The 15,225-nt window shown below is 64.9% G+C and carries 14 protein-coding genes; 7 read left to right on the forward strand and 7 right to left on the reverse strand.

The features are described 5' to 3' along the window. Positions 1 to 148: 148 nt before the first annotated feature. Positions 149 to 988 carry a PA5502 family lipoprotein gene (locus tag THL1_RS00315; RefSeq protein ID WP_069081410.1) on the reverse strand — a complete coding sequence of 280 codons (840 nt, stop codon included), beginning with the start codon at positions 986 to 988 and terminating at the stop codon, positions 149 to 151. A 201-nt stretch (positions 989 to 1,189) separates the two neighbouring features. Here THL1_RS00315 and THL1_RS00320 point away from each other — a divergent pair, with 201 nt between their 5' ends. Continuing rightward, a complete protein-coding gene (locus THL1_RS00320) occupies positions 1,190 to 2,818 on the forward strand; it encodes a GMC family oxidoreductase (protein ID WP_069081411.1) in 1,629 nt (542 codons plus the stop codon). Here the strand turns inward: THL1_RS00320 and znuB are convergent. The 3 genes from znuB to THL1_RS00335 are packed head-to-tail and all read right to left on the reverse strand — an operon-like array spanning position 2,790 to position 4,865. Continuing rightward, positions 2,790 to 3,575 carry a zinc ABC transporter permease subunit ZnuB gene (gene znuB, locus THL1_RS00325; protein WP_069081412.1) on the reverse strand — a complete coding sequence of 262 codons (786 nt, stop codon included), beginning with the start codon at positions 3,573 to 3,575 and terminating at the stop codon, positions 2,790 to 2,792. The genes THL1_RS00320 and znuB overlap by 29 nt on opposite strands. Next, positions 3,568 to 4,368 (reverse strand): zinc ABC transporter ATP-binding protein ZnuC, encoded by an 801-nt coding sequence (gene znuC, locus THL1_RS00330; protein WP_069081413.1) that lies wholly within the window; start codon positions 4,366 to 4,368, stop codon positions 3,568 to 3,570. The genes znuB and znuC overlap by 8 nt, the downstream gene beginning before the upstream one ends. After that, positions 4,365 to 4,865, reverse strand: coding sequence for a Fur family transcriptional regulator (locus tag THL1_RS00335; protein WP_069081414.1), 501 nt, complete (start codon positions 4,863 to 4,865; stop codon positions 4,365 to 4,367). Before THL1_RS00335 ends, znuC begins: the two co-directional genes overlap by 4 nt. Before the next feature lie 61 nt (positions 4,866 to 4,926). Between THL1_RS00335 and THL1_RS00340 the strand changes: the two genes are divergently transcribed. From THL1_RS00340 to THL1_RS00350, 3 genes are all read left to right on the forward strand, one after another. After that, entirely contained in the window at positions 4,927 to 5,841 is a 915-nt protein-coding gene (locus tag THL1_RS00340) for a zinc ABC transporter substrate-binding protein ZnuA (protein WP_069081415.1), read from the forward strand. Positions 5,842 to 6,039: 198 nt separating this feature from the next. Next, a complete protein-coding gene (locus THL1_RS00345) occupies positions 6,040 to 8,187 on the forward strand; it encodes an adenosylcobalamin-dependent ribonucleoside-diphosphate reductase (protein ID WP_069081416.1) in 2,148 nt (715 codons plus the stop codon). A 16-nt stretch (positions 8,188 to 8,203) separates the two neighbouring features. Further along, a complete protein-coding gene (locus tag THL1_RS00350) occupies positions 8,204 to 8,890 on the forward strand; it encodes an NrdJb (protein WP_069081417.1) in 687 nt (228 codons plus the stop codon). 122 nt (positions 8,891 to 9,012) lie between these two features. On the opposite strand, the gene THL1_RS00355 is transcribed toward THL1_RS00350, so the two are convergent. Together THL1_RS00355 and THL1_RS00360 are read right to left on the reverse strand one after the other, a co-directional pair. Further along, positions 9,013 to 9,963: a homoserine kinase gene (locus THL1_RS00355; RefSeq protein ID WP_069081418.1), complete on the reverse strand. Its 951-nt coding sequence runs from the start codon at positions 9,961 to 9,963 to the stop codon at positions 9,013 to 9,015. A gap of 32 nt (positions 9,964 to 9,995) precedes the next feature. Further along, positions 9,996 to 10,277 carry a DUF2782 domain-containing protein gene (locus tag THL1_RS00360; RefSeq protein WP_069081419.1) on the reverse strand — a complete coding sequence of 94 codons (282 nt, stop codon included), beginning with the start codon at positions 10,275 to 10,277 and terminating at the stop codon, positions 9,996 to 9,998. Between the two features lie 74 nt (positions 10,278 to 10,351). Between THL1_RS00360 and polA the strand changes: the two genes are divergently transcribed. Further along, complete coding sequence (gene polA / locus THL1_RS00365; protein ID WP_069081420.1) at positions 10,352 to 13,102, forward strand: DNA polymerase I; 2,751 nt, start codon at positions 10,352 to 10,354, stop codon at positions 13,100 to 13,102. A gap of 277 nt (positions 13,103 to 13,379) precedes the next feature. On the opposite strand, the gene yihA is transcribed toward polA, so the two are convergent. Further along, the gene (yihA, locus tag THL1_RS00370) at positions 13,380 to 14,021 is read right to left on the reverse strand and encodes a ribosome biogenesis GTP-binding protein YihA/YsxC (protein WP_069081421.1); all 642 of its coding nucleotides are present in this window, start codon (positions 14,019 to 14,021) and stop codon (positions 13,380 to 13,382) included. Positions 14,022 to 14,195: 174 nt separating this feature from the next. Between yihA and THL1_RS00375 the strand changes: the two genes are divergently transcribed. Together THL1_RS00375 and THL1_RS00380 are read left to right on the forward strand one after the other, a co-directional pair. Further along, a complete protein-coding gene (locus THL1_RS00375; RefSeq protein ID WP_069081422.1) occupies positions 14,196 to 14,486 on the forward strand; it encodes a c-type cytochrome in 291 nt (96 codons plus the stop codon). Positions 14,487 to 14,538: 52 nt separating this feature from the next. Continuing rightward, positions 14,539 to 15,144: a c-type cytochrome gene (locus THL1_RS00380; RefSeq protein WP_069081423.1), complete on the forward strand. Its 606-nt coding sequence runs from the start codon at positions 14,539 to 14,541 to the stop codon at positions 15,142 to 15,144. Positions 15,145 to 15,225: the final 81 nt, after the last annotated feature.

The raw sequence follows: 15,225 nt of genomic DNA on the forward strand, positions 1-15,225 counted from the left end.
GTTCGTCGTTAGCCGGATCGGCTAAAAACCGGCAAGTTTACCCGCTGGCGCATAGGCGCAGAAAATCTTTCTGGACCTATGGCTATATCAGCGAGGAATAAGCGACAGACGGACTCCGTCCAGTCTAGACGTCGCCAGCCGGTGGCGTTCAGTGACGCGGGCTGAGTACCAGGCGCGGTATCTGGTCAGGCTTGAGGGCCTGGCTGTACTGCGCCTTGAAGTCGGGATCGAGCTTCTTCACCCGCGCCGACAGCAGGGCGGCGACCCAGGGGTAGTCCTTGGCCTCGCGCACCTGGATCTGCACGGCGCAGTCGTGGGCGACGATGTCGGCGGCCACGCTGTCCAGCAGGCGGCGCAGGTTCTCGTTGTCATCGCGGTCGAGCATGGGCATTTCCACCAGTGGCGTCAGGGCGCGCAGTGGTTTGCTGGCGGCGACGACAGGTTTCTCGCCCTGGGGGGCATTGGGGAGGGTGGCTTGCGCCTTGATGGCGGCAGCCTGGCGCTCGGCGGCCTTGCGCAGTTGGCGGGCCTGTTCCAGGCGCGCGGCGTTCTCCCTGGCGGCTGCCGCTTCGGCTGCGCGGCGGGCTTCGCGGGCTTCTGCAGCTTCGCGGGCCTTGTCGATGGCGCCGTCCAGGCCGGTGGTCAGGGCCGGGGCCTGGGGCATCAGGCTACGGGCGTGGCTGAGCGCCTTGGTGGCGTTGTCCAGGTCACCTTTCTGCAGGGCGTCCTGGCCGCGTTTCATCCAGGCATCGGCCAGTTGGCGCTGGTACTGCTCCAGGCGGGTGTCGCCGGCGGCCTTTTCTTCCAGGCTCTTGAGTTGGGCCTCGGCTTCAATGAGCTTGCTTTCGGCAAGGTTCTGGTCGAGCTGGCGGAAGCCGCTGACCAGGCCATCCGTTGGCACCTCGGCCACTTGCTGGGCGGTCTGGCAGGCAGCCAACAGCAGGGAAAAGGCGATAACAGGCAGGCAACGAGTAGCGAACAGCTTCATTCCAGCAGGTCTCTGATTGCTCAAAAAACGCGCGATTCTACACTGCAGCGTGGTTCAGGACAAAAAATAGGGGTAAATCGGCCGCAAGGATGGCATTTCTAGAGGCATCCTCAGGGCCTTCAGACCGTTCTTCGTACCGGTCGGGTTCGCAGTTGCTGCAAGATGGCCCGCTAACCAACAAGAACCCAGGCGAGGAACGCCATGTACCCAGTCCATCAGGATTTCGACTACGTGATTGTCGGCGCCGGGCCGGCCGGCTGCCTGTTGGCCAATCGGCTCTCGGCCGAGCGCGGCGTGCGCGTGTTGCTGCTGGAGGCCGGCGGACGCGATAGCTATCCCTGGATCCACGTTCCCGTCGGCTATCTCTACTGCATCGGCAACCCGCGCACCGACTGGTGCTACCGCACCGAGGCGGAGCCGGGTCTGCATGGCCGAAGCCTGGGCTATCCGCGCGGCCGGGTACTGGGCGGCAGCTCGTCGATCAACGGGATGATCTACATGCGTGGCCAGGCAGCGGACTATGACCGCTGGGCCGAGCTGGGCAATCCGGGCTGGAGCTGGAAGGAGGTGCTGCCGCTGTTCCTGCGCAGCGAAAGCCATTTCGGCGGGGCCAGCGAATTCCACAGCGATGCCGGCGAATGGCGGGTGGAGCGCCAACGCCTGTCCTGGGAAATCCTCGACGCCTTCCGCCAGGCCGCTGGGGAATGCGGCATCGCCCCGGTGGAGGATTTCAACACCGGCGACAACCAGGGCTGCGGCTATTTCCAGGTCAACCAGCGCAGCGGCGTGCGCTGGAACGCTTCCAAGGCGTTCCTCCGCCCGGTGCTGCAACGGCCGAACCTGACGGTACGCACGGGCGTTGAGGTGCAGCGTCTGCTGCTGGAACAGGGCCGCGCCGTCGGTGTGGCAGGCCGCTGGGCGGGCCTGCTACAGGAGTTTCGCGCCCGCAGGGAGGTGATTCTCTGCGCCGGCGCAGTGGGCTCGCCCATGCTGCTGCAACGTTCCGGCATCGGCCCGCGTCCGCTGCTGGAGCGCCTTGGCATTGGCGTGCGCCACGAGCTGGCCGGAGTGGGCGGCAACCTGCAGGACCACTTGCAGTTGCGGCTGATCTTCAAGGTGGCCGGCGTGCCGACGCTGAACCAGCTGGCGGGTAGCCTGTGGGGCAAGCTGGGCATGGGGCTGCGTTATCTCGCCAGTCGCAGCGGTCCGCTGGCCATGGCGCCGAGTCAGTTGGGCGCCTTCGTGCGTTCCGGCCCTGAGCAGACCAGGGCGAACCTCGAATACCACGTGCAGCCGTTGTCACTGGAGCGCTTCGGTGAGCCGCTGCACCCCTTCCCGGCCTTCACCGCGTCGGTGTGCAACCTGCGTCCGCAAAGCCGGGGACGGGTGGATATCCGTTCCATCGACGCCAAGGCGGCGCCGCTCATCCAGCCCAACTACCTGAGCGATGTCGAGGACTTGCGCGTGGCCGCCGACGCCATTCGCCTGACCCGGCGCATCGCAGCGGCGCCGGCCCTGGCGCGCTACCGGCCGAAGGAGTACCTGCCGGGGTCTGCGCTGCAGACAGATGAGGAGTTGCAGCAGGCGGCCGGCCATATCGGCACCACCATTTTCCACCCGGTGGGGACCTGCCGGATGGGCCAGGGCCGGGAGGCGGTGGTGGACGCCGAACTGAAGGTGCACGGGGTGCCCGGGCTGCGGATCGCTGATGCCTCGGTGATGCCGGAGATCGTGTCCGGCAACACGTGCTCACCGACCCTGATGATCGCGGAGAAGGCCGCGACCCTGGTCCTGGCCGACCTCAGGCGCGGCGCGGCAGGGCAAAGCTGAAGAGGAACAGGCTGGCGGCGGAGACGACGATGGACGGGCCCGCCGGGGTGTCCTTGAACCAGGACAGCGTGAGGCCGGCGCAGACCGCCATCAGGCCCAGCAGGCTGGCCCCCAGGGCCATCTGCTCCGGGCTGCGTGCGTGGCGCTGGGCGGCGGCGGCCGGAATGATCAGCAGCGACGTGATCAGCAGTACGCCGACGATCTTCATGGCGACGGCGATGACGATGGCGATCAACAGCATCAGGGCGAGGCGGATGGCCGCTACCGGCAGGCCTTCCACCCGCGCCAACTCCTCATGCACGGTGATCGCCAGCAGCGGGCGCCACATGGGGATCAGCACCAGCAGCACCAGCGCACTGCCGCCGAGAATCCAGGCGAGGTCCGTGCGGCTTACCGCCAGCAGGTCGCCGAACAGGTAGGCCATCAGGTCGATGCGCACTTCACTCATGAAGCTCAGTACCACCAGGCCCAGGGACAGGGTGCTGTGGGCGAGGATACCCAGCAGGGTGTCCGAGGCCAGCGGCTGGCGTTGCTGCAGGGTGACCAGCAGCACGGCCAGCAGCACGCAGCCGACGGTCACGGCCAGGGTCGGGCTGACATCCAGCATCAGGCCGAGGGCCACGCCAAGCAGCGCGGCGTGGGACAGGGTGTCGCCGAAATAGGCCATGCGCCGCCAGACTACGAAGGAGCCGAGAGGGCCGGCCACCAAGGCCAGGGCGAGGCCAGCGAGCAATGCGTTGAGCAGGAAGTCAGCCATGGTTGCAGTCGGGGCCGTGCTTGTGGACGGGAGTGAAACGGGTGCCGCTGGGGAAGGGCGTCTTCACCACCTCGCCATGCAGGTCGTGAGCGTGGTCGTGATGGTGGTGGTAAACGGCGAGGCTCTTGGCGTCCTGGCCGAACAGCTCGATGAAGGCCGGATCAAAACTGACCTGTTCCGGATGGCCGGAGCAGCAGACATGGCGGTTCAGGCACACCACTTGGTCGGTGGCGCTCATCACTAGATGCAGGTCGTGGGAGACCATCAGCACGCCACAGCCGTGGCGGTCTCGCAGTCGGGTGATCAGGCGGTAGAGTTCGGCCTGGCCGGCGACGTCGACGCCCTGCACCGGCTCGTCCAGCACCAGCAACTCAGGCTCGCGCAGCAGGGCGCGGGCCAGCAGCACGCGTTGCAGCTCGCCGCCGGAGATGTTCTGCAGCGGGCTGTCGATCACGTGGGTGGCACCCACTTCGTCCAGCGCGGCGAGGGCTGTCGTGCGATCTACTCGCGGCACCAGGCGCAGGAAGCGCAACACGGTGAGCGGCAGGGTGGCGTCGACCTGGAGCTTCTGCGGCATGTAGCCGATGTGCAGGCGCGGCTTGCGCCAGACGTCACCGCTGTCGGGCTTGAGCAGGCCGAGCACGCTGCGCACCAGGGTGGTCTTGCCGGCGCCGTTGGGGCCGATGAGGGTGACGATTTCCCCTGCCCTCACCGTGAGATGCACATCCTGCAGCACCGGCTGGCCGGCGAAGTCGACCCCGACCCGCTCCAGGCGAATCAGTGTATCGCTCATGCGGCCACCTGGCAGTTGGCGCAGAGGCCGACGATCTCCACGGTCTGGCCTTCGACAGCGAAGCCGACCGATTTCGCGCTCTCGACGATGGCCTGGCTGATGCTCGACTGCTCCAGCTCGATGGCGGTCTGGCAGTTGCGGCAAATGAGGAACTGGCCCTGGTGCGCTTCGCCCGGGTGGTTGCAGCCGACGAAGGCGTTGAGCGAGGCGATGCGGTGTACCAGGCCGTTTTCCAGAAGGAAATCCAGGGCGCGGTAGACGGTAGGAGGCGCGGCGCGGCGGCCGTCTTCCTCGGTCAGCACGCCGAGGATGTCGTAGGCGCCCAGCGGCTTGTGGCTCTGCCAGACCAACTCCAGCACGCGTTTGCGCAGGGCGGTCAGGCGCAGGCCTTCGCGGCTGCAGATGGCATCGGCCTCGGCCAGGGCGTTGGAGACGCAATGGGAGTGGTCGTGGGGGCGACAGGCCAGGGGGGCTTTTGCGCTGATCGGCTTGAGCATGGCGGCGACGTTTAGAGAAAGAGACGTTATTCTATAACTCTTTTCCTGCCGAGTCTGTGCCGTGTTCCGTCTATTCGTCTCCCTGTTTCTCAGTGCCTGCGCCCTGTCAGCCCAGGCCGACGTGCGCCTGCTGACCAGCATCAAGCCGCTGCAACTGATCGCCGCCGCCGTGCAGGATGGTGCCGGCCAACCCGACGTGCTGCTGCCCCCGGGCGCTTCGCCGCACCAGTACGCGCTGCGACCTTCCGACGTTCGGCGCGTGCGCGAGGCGGACCTGTTCTATTGGATCGGACCGGACCTGGAGGGTTTCCTGCCCCGCGTGCTGCAAGGCCGCGACAAGCCCAGCATCGCCGTGCAGGATGTGCCCGGCCTGACGCTGCGCCATTTCGAAGCGCTGCACGATGAGCATGAAGACGAGCACGACGAACACGAGCACGATCATGACCACCGCCCCGGCTCCTTCGACGCCCACCTCTGGCTGCTGCCGGCCAACGCTCGGGTGATTGCCGCGCGCATGGCCGCCGACCTCGCCACGGCCGACCCGGCCAATGCGGCGCGCTACCAGGCCAACCTGAAAGCTTTCGAGGGCCGCCTCGACCAACTCGACGCCCGTCTCAAGGCGCGTATGGCCAAGGTTGCCGGCAAGCCCTTCTTCGTCTTCCACGAAGCCTTCGACTACTTCGAGGCGGCTTACGGCCTGCGCCATGCCGGTGTGTTCAGCGTCGCCAGCGAAGTGCAGCCTGGCGCCCGCCATGTTGCCGCCATGCGTGAACGGCTGCAGAAGGCGGGTCCGAGTTGTGTGTTCAGTGAACCGCCGGTGCGCCCGCGCCTGGCCGAGACCCTGACCGCTGGCCTCTCGGTGCGTCTGGCCGAGCTGGACGCCCTGGGCGTGGACGCCCCCGTCGCCGCCAATGGCTACGAGACCTTGCTGCAGAACCTCGGCGACGGGCTGGCCGGCTGCCTGGAAGCGCTCTGACCTCGACTGTAGGGTGCGCTGCGCGCACCAACTCGCTATGCACGCCTGGGCTTCGCCCGGTGCGCATGGCGCACCCTACCGGGCGATCCCGCACGGACTGCTAATGTGAAAGAGGGGCCGCGGGCCGCATTGATGTGAGTCAGCGGCCGGCATTCGTGGCCAGACAAGTCTGGACTCTTCATCGAAGGAGGGCAGCGGATGGCCAGGACGGGGACACCCAGGCAGGCTCAGGGTAATCACGGCATCGCCTTGCAGGCGGCGTCGGAAGACATCTGGGACAGCAAGTACCGCCTAAAGCACAAAGACGGTACGCCGATTGACCTGACTCCGGATGCCACCTGGCAGCGCGTGGCTCGTGCCCTGTCCGAGGTGGAGGTCGATTCCGCCGCCCGTGAGCACTGGTACGAGCGCTTCCTCTGGGCCCTGCGCAACGGCGCCATCCCGGCCGGGCGGATTATCTCCAACGCCGGCGCCCAGGATTTCAAGCCCGCCACCTCGACCATCAATTGCACCGTCTCCGGCACCATCCGCGACTCCATGGACGACATCCTCGGCAAGGTCCATGAAGCCGGGCTCACCCTCAAGGCCGGCTGCGGCATCGGCTATGAATTCAGCACCCTGCGCCCGCACGGTGCCTACGTCTCCGGGGCCGGCGCGCAGACCAGCGGGCCGCTGTCCTTCATGGATATCTACGACAAGATGTGCTTCACCGTGAGCTCCGCCGGCGGTCGCCGTGGCGCGCAGATGGGCACCTTCGACGTCTGCCACCCGGACGTGCGCGAGTTCATCCGCGCCAAGCGCGAGGACGGCCGCTTGCGCCAGTTCAACCTCAGCCTGCTGGTCAGCGATGCCTTCATGCACGCGGTGGAGAACGACACCGAATGGCCGTTGCTCTACCCCGTGCACCCCAAGGAGCGGGATGAGCTGGACTTCGGTGACGCGAGCCAGGTGATCTGGCGCGACTGGCCGGTGCATGACGGCTACATCACCCGCGAGGATGGCCTGGTGGCCTGCAAGGTCTATGGCCGTGTCCAGGCCCGGCACCTGTGGGACATGATTATGGTGTCCACCTACGACTTCGCCGAGCCTGGCTTCATCCTCATCGACCGGGTCAACGAGCTGAACAACAACTGGTGGTGCGAGGCCATCCGCGCGACCAACCCCTGCGGCGAGCAGCCACTTCCACCCTATGGCTCGTGCCTGCTGGGCTCGATCAATCTCACGGCCTTCGTCGAGGAGCCCTTCACCAGCGAAGCGCACTTCGACTGGGAACGCTTTCGCGCTGTGGTGCGGGTATTCACCCGGATGCTCGACAACGTGGTGGAGATCAACGGCCTGCCGCTTCCGCGCCAGCGCGAGGAAATCCTCGGCAAGCGCCGTCACGGCATGGGCTTCCTGGGGCTTGGCTCAGCCCTTGCGTTGCTGGGGCTGCGTTATGGCAGCACCGAGGCCTGCGTATTTACCGAAGAAGTGGCGCGGGAGATGGCCCTGGCCGGCTGGCAGGTGGCGCTGGAACTGGCACGGGAGAAAGGCCCGGCCCCTGTCCTGATGCAGGACTACGAGGTGACCGCGGCCATGCTGCGCAAGCGCCCGGAGATGGTCGACGACGGCTACAAGGTTGGCGATCGGGTACCGGGCCGGGTCCTTCACGCCCGCTATTCCCGCTATATGCAGCGCATTGCCGAGCACGCGCCAGAGCTGGTGGTCGAACTGGCGGAGGTGGGGGCGCGCTTTACCCACCATAGCTCCATCGCGCCGACGGGCACCATCAGCCTGAGCCTGGCGAACAACGCATCCAATGGGATCGAACCGAGCTATGCCCACCAGTACTCGCGCAACCTGATCCGGCCCGGCCGCAAGACCAAGGAGAAGGTCGAGGTGTGCAGCTATGAACTGCTGGCCTATCGCGCGCTGGTCAACAGCCAGGCGCGGCCGTATGCCGAACAGGCGATGCAGCGCCTGCCGGACTACTTCGTCAGCGCCGACGACATCAGTCCGGCCGAGCATGTGGACATGCAGGCGGCGGCCCAGCGTTGGGTCGATTCGTCCATCTCCAAGACCGCCAACGTGCCCACCGACTTTCCCTTCGAGGACTTCAAGGACATCTATCTGCGCGCCTGGCACCAGGGGTTGAAGGGCTGCACCACCTTCCGCTTCAACCCGGCTGCCTTCCAAGGGGTGCTGGTGAAGGACTCGGACCTGGAAAAGACCGTCTACCGCTTCGAGCTGGAGGACGGCACCCTGGTGGAGCTGCGCGGGAACGAAGAGGTGGAGTACGACGGTGAGGTGCACACCGCCGCCAACCTCTTCGATGCCCTGAAAGAAGGCTACTACGGTAAGTACTGAACGATCGGAGGCCGTCATGACCATCAGGATCGAGAAGAAGATCAAGGGCTTCAGCCTGGTCGACCTGGACCAGGAAAAGGCCCGCAAGGCCGCCGAGGAAGCCGCCTCGGTGGTGCAGATGGACGAGACCCTGCAGCGCCCGGAGACCCTGGTCGGCGCCACCTACAAGATCAAGTCGCCTCTGTTCGAGCACGCGCTCTACGTGACCATCAACGACATCGTGCTCAACCCCGGCACCGCCTTCGAGCAGCGCCGGCCCTTCGAGATCTTCATCAACTCCAAGGGCATGGAGCACTTCCAGTGGATCGTCGCGCTCACCCGCATCATGTCGGCGGTGTTCCGCAAGGGCGGTGACTGCACCTTCCTGGTGGAAGAGCTGAAGGCGGTGTTCGACCCGCGCGGTGGCTATCTGAAACGCGGCGGGGTCTACATGCCGTCGCTGGTGGCCGAGATCGGTGCCGTGCTGGAGCGCCACCTGGTGGCCATCGGCCTGATGGAAGGCCAGAAGCTGGACGAGGAGCACAAGCTCTACCTGGCCGAAAAACGTGCCGCCTACGAAGCCAGCCTGGGCACGTCGACCGCTGAGCCCGGTGAAGGCTTCCCGCCCGGGGCGCAGCTCTGCGGCAAATGCAGCACTCAGGCGGTGGTGCAGATGGATGGCTGCGCAACCTGCCTCAACTGCGGTCACTCGAAATGTGGGTGAGCCGGATCGGGCTGCATATGGATCTGACCGGTGACAGGGATTGTCCGTAGGGTGCGCCGTGCGCACCGGGAACACCGCCAAGAGTATCGGTGCGCGCGGCGCACCCTACCCAGAAGCCTGGTTCAGAGGGCGAACGGCAGCGGCAGCTCGACCTTCTGCCGCTGCGCCAGCCGCAGTTGGAACACGCCTGGATCATGGATCAGCACGTCTTGCCCGGCGAAGGCATTGGCGGCGATCAGACGCGAGAGCCAGAAACGCACGCAGGCGATGCGCAGGGCGGTTGGCCAGAGTTCGGCCTCGGCGGCGGTGAAGGGGCGCAGCGCGGCATAGGCACCCAGAAGGGCGCGGGCGAGCGAGCTATCAAGGCGGCCTTTGGCATCCGAGCACCAGTCGTTCAGGCAGATGGCCAGGTCGTAGAGCATGGGACCGGCGCAGGCGTTGTAGAAGTCGATTACCCCGGACAAGTGGGTACCGTCGAACAGCGCGTTGTCCTTGAACAGGTCGGCGTGCAGGTTGGCGCGCGGCAGGGCGATGAAGCGCTCCTTCACCGCGCTGATCTCCTTCAGCGCATCGCGCAGCAGCGGCAGGGCCGTTTCATCCAGTTGCAGGGCCAGCGCCGGGCCTTCGTTGAGCATCCAGTCCAGGCCGCGATCGCTCTTGCGCTCCAGTACCCGCTCGCGCGTTGCCAGGTGCAGGCGTGCCAACAGAGCGCCGACTTCCACGCAGTGATGGGCATTGGGCTGGTGCACATGCTTGCCCGGCAGGCGCGGTTGCAGCAGCGCCGGCTTGCCGGCCAGTTCGCGCAGGGCTTCGCCAGTCTCAGTGCGCAGTGCGAACGGCACGGGTAGGTCGGCGTCGTGGAGGACGTCGAGCAGCTCGATGAAGAACGGCAAGTCGTGGCTCGGGCCGCGTTCCACCAGGGTCAGTACGTATTCACCCTGTTCCAGGCTGACAAAGAAGTTGCTGTTCTCGGAGCCTTCGGCAATGCCCTGGAAATCCTTCAGCCGGCCCAACCCGTAGGGGGCGAGGAAAGCTTCCAGTTCCGGACGTTCGAGCGGAGTGAATACGGACATTGGACTACCTTGTAACGGGGTTGCGTGTGGCGCTACCAGCTGAAGATTTCCCACGCGGGGATGAGCATGTCGGGGTTGTCCGAGCGGACATAGTTGCTTTCGCCATCGGCGCGGACCAGGAAGTACGGCTTGCCGTTCTTCGGCGTCACCTTGATGGCGTAGAGGAATCCGTTGACGCGGTATTCCTGGATGGTCTTGTCGCCTTCCTGGCGGATGGTGACGTCCGGTTCGGCGGACGGCTCATCAGCGGCGAACGTGGCGACTGGGGCGATGGCCAGCAGGCTGGCCAGCAAAAGGCGGTTCAGTGCGCGCATGGTAACCTTGTCCCTTCTCGTCAATGATCGGTCCATTCTACTTCGGGTCCGGTGAATAAAGGTTGAATTCACGCATGAGCCAAGCCCCTCTCGTCCTGGTGGACGGATCTTCCTACCTGTACCGCGCCTTCCATGCCCTGCCACCGCTGACGACGTCCGCCGGCTTGCCCACGGGTGCGGTCAAAGGCGTGCTGAACATGCTCAAGAGCCTGCGCCGGCAATACCCGGACAGCCCTTTCGCGGTGGTCTTCGACGCCAAGGGCGGTACCTTCCGCGATGAGATGTTCGCCGAGTACAAGGCCAATCGCCCCTCGATGCCGGACGAGCTGCGGGTGCAGGTGGAGCCGCTGCACGCCAGTGTGCGTGCCCTCGGCCTGCCGCTGCTCTGCGTGGAAGGTGTGGAGGCCGACGATGTGATCGGCACCCTGGCCCGGCAAAGCGCCGCGGGCGGGCGTCCGGTGGTGATTTCCACCGGCGACAAGGACATGGCGCAACTGGTCGACGGGCACATTACGCTGGTCAACACCATGACCGGTAGCACGCTGGACGTCGATGGCGTGAAGGAGAAATTCGGTGTCGGTCCTGAACTCATCATCGATTACCTGGCGCTGATGGGCGACAAGGTCGACAACATTCCAGGCGTGCCCGGCGTCGGCGAGAAGACGGCTCTCGGCCTGCTCACCGGTGTTGGCGGCGGCCTCGATGTGCTCTACAGCAGCCTGGAGAAAGTCCCCGAACTGCCGATCCGCGGCGCCAAGGGCCTGCCGGCCAAGCTCGAAGAGCACAAGGACATGGCCTATCTGTCCTACAAGCTGGCCACCATCAAGTGCGACGTCGAACTGAACGTCGAGATCGATTCCCTGCACCCCGGCGAGCCGGACCGCGAGGCTCTGGCCGAGCTGTACCGCACCCTGGAATTCAAGACTTGGCTGGACGACCTTCAGCGCCAGGCAGCCAAGTCCAGCGGCGAACAGCTGGCGCTGGAGGAAGCACCGGCCGCCGAGGCCGAGAAACGCTACGAGATCGTACTGGAACAGGCCAGGTTCGATGCCTGGCTGAAGAAGCTCGAGGCCGCCCCGCTGTTCGCCTTCGACACCGAGACCACCAGCATCGATGCCCAGCAGGCGCAGGTGGTGGGTGTGTCCTTTGCGGCCGAGGCCGGCGAAGCGGCCTATGTTCCGCTCGCCCATAGCTATATGGGCGTGCCGGCGCAGCTCGACCGTGATGCCGTGCTCAAGGCGCTCAAGCCGCTGCTGGAGGACCCGAAGAAGCTCAAGGTCGGCCAGCACGCCAAGTACGACATGAACGTCCTGGCCAATGCCACCACGCCCATTGCCGTGCAGGGCATCGCCTTCGACACCATGCTCGAGTCCTATGTATTGGACTCCACGGCGACCCGCCACGACATGGACAGCCTGGCCCTCAAGTACCTGGGCCACAGCACCATCCGTTTCGAAGACATCGCCGGCAAGGGCGCCAAGCAGCTGACCTTCGACCAGATCGCCCTCGAACAGGCCGGCCCCTATGCGGCCGAGGATGCCGACGTCACCCTGCGTCTGCACCAGACTCTCTGGCAGAAGCTGGAAGCTATCCCGTCCCTGGTCAAGGTGCTGAAGGAGATCGAGATGCCGCTGGTACCGGTGCTGGCGCGCATCGAGCGCAACGGCGCCTATGTCGACGCGAAGCTGCTGGGCCAGCAGAGCCTTGAGCTGGGCACGAAGATGGTGGAACTGGAGCGGCAGGCCTTTGAGCTGGCCGGGCAGGAGTTCAACCTCGGGTCGCCCAAGCAGCTCGGTGCCATCCTCTATGAAAAGCTCGGCCTGCCGGTGCTGGCCAAGACGGCTACCGGCCAGCCTTCCACTGCGGAAAACGTTCTGGCCGACCTCGCCGAGCAGGACTACGAACTGCCCAAGGTGATCATGCAGTACCGCTCCCTGAGCAAGCTCAAGAGCACCTACACCGACCGCCTGCCGGAGCAGATCAACCCGCGCACCGGGCGCATCCATACCTCCTACCACCAGGCAGTGGCGGCCACCGGGCGTCTATCGTCCACCGACCCGAACCTGCAGAACATCCCGATCCGCACCGCCGAGGGCCGGCGCATTCGCCAGGCTTTCGTCGCGCCCAAGGGTTACAAGCTGCTGGCGGCGGACTATTCGCAGATCGAGCTGCGCATCATGGCTCACCTGGCCAAGGACGAAGGCCTGCTGGACGCCTTCCGCCACGATCGCGACGTGCACCGCGCCACCGCCTCCGAGGTTTTCGGCGTGCCGCTGGACGAGGTCAGCAACAACCAGCGCCGTAGCGCCAAGGCGATCAACTTCGGACTGATCTATGGCATGAGCGCCTTCGGCCTGGCCAAGCAGATCGGTGTCGAGCGCAAGGAGGCCCAGGCCTACATCGACCGCTACTTCGCCCGTTATCCCGGCGTGCTCGCCTATATGGAACGCACCCGCGAGCAGGCCGCGCAGCAGGGCTTCGTCGAAACGCTGTTTGGCCGCCGCCTGTACCTGCCGGAAATCCATTCTAAGAACCAGGCCATGCGCAAGGGAGCCGAGCGCACCGCGATCAACGCGCCAATGCAGGGCACCGCGGCGGACATCATGAAACGCGCCATGGTGGCGGTGGATGACTGGTTGCAGGAAAGTGGGCCGGACGCCCGTGTCATCCTCCAGGTGCACGACGAACTGGTGCTGGAAGTGCGCGAGGACCTGCTGGAGCAGGTCAGCGAACAGATTCGCCCGCTCATGAGTGGCGCCGCCGAGCTGGACGTGCCGCTGGTGGTGGAAGTGGGCGTGGGCGATAACTGGGATGAGGCGCACTGAGTGCACTTTTGAGGTGGCATCTGTTTCATGGCTGAAACAGATGCTTAGTCCCTGATCGAATAAACAAATTTGTTCTGATAGCAAACTGTTTTGATAATCAGTCTGAACTTTCTACAAGGCGGGGGAGTCACACAACTGAATGGCTGGTGAAGCCTTTCGATGCTCCTTTTGCTGTGTTTAGTGTTGGCAGATATCTGAACCCCGCCCTAGCGGTTCAGACTTAAACCCCGAACTTCCCCCTCCCCATACGAAGTCCGGGGTTTTTTTTGCCTGGAATTCAGGCCTCGGCTTCGCCTTCTTCCAGGTCCAGCTGCAGCCAGTGCGCGAGTACCGCGTGCGCTTCTTCGATGCCCTGGCGCTTGGGGGCGGAGAACAGCTGGATGCTCACGCCGTCGCCCCAACCCTTACGAATCTCCTGACGCACCTTGAGCAATGCGTTCTTCGCGGCGCCGAATGCCAGCTTGTCGGCTTTGGTCAGCAGGATGTGCATCGGCATGTTGCCGGCGCTGGACCAGTCCAGCATCAGACGGTCGAAGTCGGTCAGCGGATGGCGGATGTCCATCAGCAGGATCAGGCCGGCCAGGCTCTCGCGGCTGCTGAGATAGGCCTCCAGGTGATGCTGCCAGTGCTGCTTGAGCGGGATCGGCACCTTGGCGTAGCCATAGCCGGGCAGGTCCACCAGGCGGCGTTCTTCGTCCAGGGAGAAGAAGTTCAGCAGCTGCGTACGACCCGGCGTCTTGGAGGTACGCGCCAGGCTGGCGTGGGTCAGGGTGTTGAGCGCGCTCGACTTGCCTGCGTTGGAACGCCCGGCAAAAGCCACTTCCAGGCCGGCATCCGGCGGGCACTGGTCGACCTTGGCGGCACTGATGAGGAAGCGGGCCTGTTGGCACAGGCCGAGGATCGGGTTCTTGATTGACATGCGGTGTCCAAGGGTGCGACTCGGTGTCGCAGGGGGCGGTTTCGTTTCCGTTTAAGCAGCGCCAGTATATAATGCCGCAGATTTAGTGTGCGCTTTATCCCCCAGGGTCTAGTGTTCACGGCTGAGACCGACGCACAGAAGAATGCGTGGCGATGCCCACCGATGAGGTTGATCATGAACAAAATACTGCTCGTCGCGAGCCTTGCGGCGATGTCCTTCGTTGCGCAAGCAGCCCAGGATCCGGAAGCGGTTTTCAACCGGGCTTGCGGCGCCTGTCACACGGGTCAGCTGCCGATGGCGCCGAAAAAAGGCGACAAAGCCGCCTGGGAACCGCGCCTGGCCAAGGGCATGGACACTCTGGTGCAGAGCGTCACCAATGGTTTGAACGCCATGCCGCCGAAAGGTCTGTGCATGGATTGCAGTGCCGAGGACTACAAGGCCGTCATCCAGTGGATGAGCCAATAAAAGTAGCCCGGTGCATAACACCTTTACCCTTTAGCCGTAGTTGGATTAGCTGATGAACAAAGTAATCGTGAGTCTGCTGTTGACCCTGGGCATCACCGGCATGGCCCACGCCGCTGGCGACGCCAAGGCTGGACAGGCCAAAGCCGCTGTTTGCGGTGCCTGCCATGGCCCGGATGGCAACAGTGCCGCCCCGAACTTCCCGAAACTGGCTGGCCAGGGCGAGCGTTACCTGCTCAAGCAGATGAAGGACATCAAGGCCGGTAACCGTACCGTGCTGGAAATGACCGGCCTGCTGAACAACCTCAGCGATCAGGACCTGGCCGACATCGCCGCCTACTTCTCCAGCCAGAAAGGCAGCGTTGGCGCCGCCGACCCGAAAGTGGTCGCCCGTGGCGAGGCGCTGTTCCGTGGTGGCAAGCTGGATCAGGGCATGCCTGCCTGCACCGGCTGCCATGCCCCCGACGGTTCCGGCAACGCCGCTGCCGGTTTCCCGCACCTGGGTGGCCAGCATGCCCAGTACGTGGCCAAGCAGCTGACCGATTTCCGCGAAGGCAACCGCACCAACGATGGCGACAGCATGATCATGCGCGGCATCGCGGCCAAGCTGAGCAACAAGGACATCGAAGCAGTATCCAGCTACATCCAGGGCCTACACTAAGGGTCGATGTCTGGAACTGGAACAAGGGTGGCTCAGGCCACCCTTTTTCGTTCCCGGGCCCGTTACAATGGCCGGAACCCG

This window comes from Pseudomonas sp. TCU-HL1, assembly GCF_001708505.1.
Taxonomy (GTDB): domain Bacteria; phylum Pseudomonadota; class Gammaproteobacteria; order Pseudomonadales; family Pseudomonadaceae; genus Metapseudomonas.

What these genes read in the sequence shown, in the direction of transcription:
- THL1_RS00360 (WP_069081419.1), bottom strand. Translation starts at nt 10,277, where the DNA reads ATGCGCGCACTGAACCGCCTTTTGCTGGCCAGCCTGCTGGCCATCGCC.
- polA (WP_069081420.1), top strand. Translation starts at nt 10,352, where the DNA reads ATGAGCCAAGCCCCTCTCGTCCTGGTGGACGGATCTTCCTACCTGTAC.
- THL1_RS00350 (WP_069081417.1), top strand. Translation starts at nt 8,204, where the DNA reads ATGACCATCAGGATCGAGAAGAAGATCAAGGGCTTCAGCCTGGTCGAC.
- yihA (WP_069081421.1), bottom strand. Translation starts at nt 14,021, where the DNA reads ATGTCAATCAAGAACCCGATCCTCGGCCTGTGCCAACAGGCCCGCTTC.
- THL1_RS00345 (WP_069081416.1), top strand. Translation starts at nt 6,040, where the DNA reads ATGGCCAGGACGGGGACACCCAGGCAGGCTCAGGGTAATCACGGCATC.
- THL1_RS00335 (WP_069081414.1), bottom strand. Translation starts at nt 4,865, where the DNA reads ATGCTCAAGCCGATCAGCGCAAAAGCCCCCCTGGCCTGTCGCCCCCAC.
- znuC (WP_069081413.1), bottom strand. Translation starts at nt 4,368, where the DNA reads ATGAGCGATACACTGATTCGCCTGGAGCGGGTCGGGGTCGACTTCGCC.
- THL1_RS00320 (WP_069081411.1), top strand. Translation starts at nt 1,190, where the DNA reads ATGTACCCAGTCCATCAGGATTTCGACTACGTGATTGTCGGCGCCGGG.
- THL1_RS00375 (WP_069081422.1), top strand. Translation starts at nt 14,196, where the DNA reads ATGAACAAAATACTGCTCGTCGCGAGCCTTGCGGCGATGTCCTTCGTT.
- znuB (WP_069081412.1), bottom strand. Translation starts at nt 3,575, where the DNA reads ATGGCTGACTTCCTGCTCAACGCATTGCTCGCTGGCCTCGCCCTGGCC.
- THL1_RS00315 (WP_069081410.1), bottom strand. Translation starts at nt 988, where the DNA reads ATGAAGCTGTTCGCTACTCGTTGCCTGCCTGTTATCGCCTTTTCCCTG.
- THL1_RS00355 (WP_069081418.1), bottom strand. Translation starts at nt 9,963, where the DNA reads ATGTCCGTATTCACTCCGCTCGAACGTCCGGAACTGGAAGCTTTCCTC.
- THL1_RS00380 (WP_069081423.1), top strand. Translation starts at nt 14,539, where the DNA reads ATGAACAAAGTAATCGTGAGTCTGCTGTTGACCCTGGGCATCACCGGC.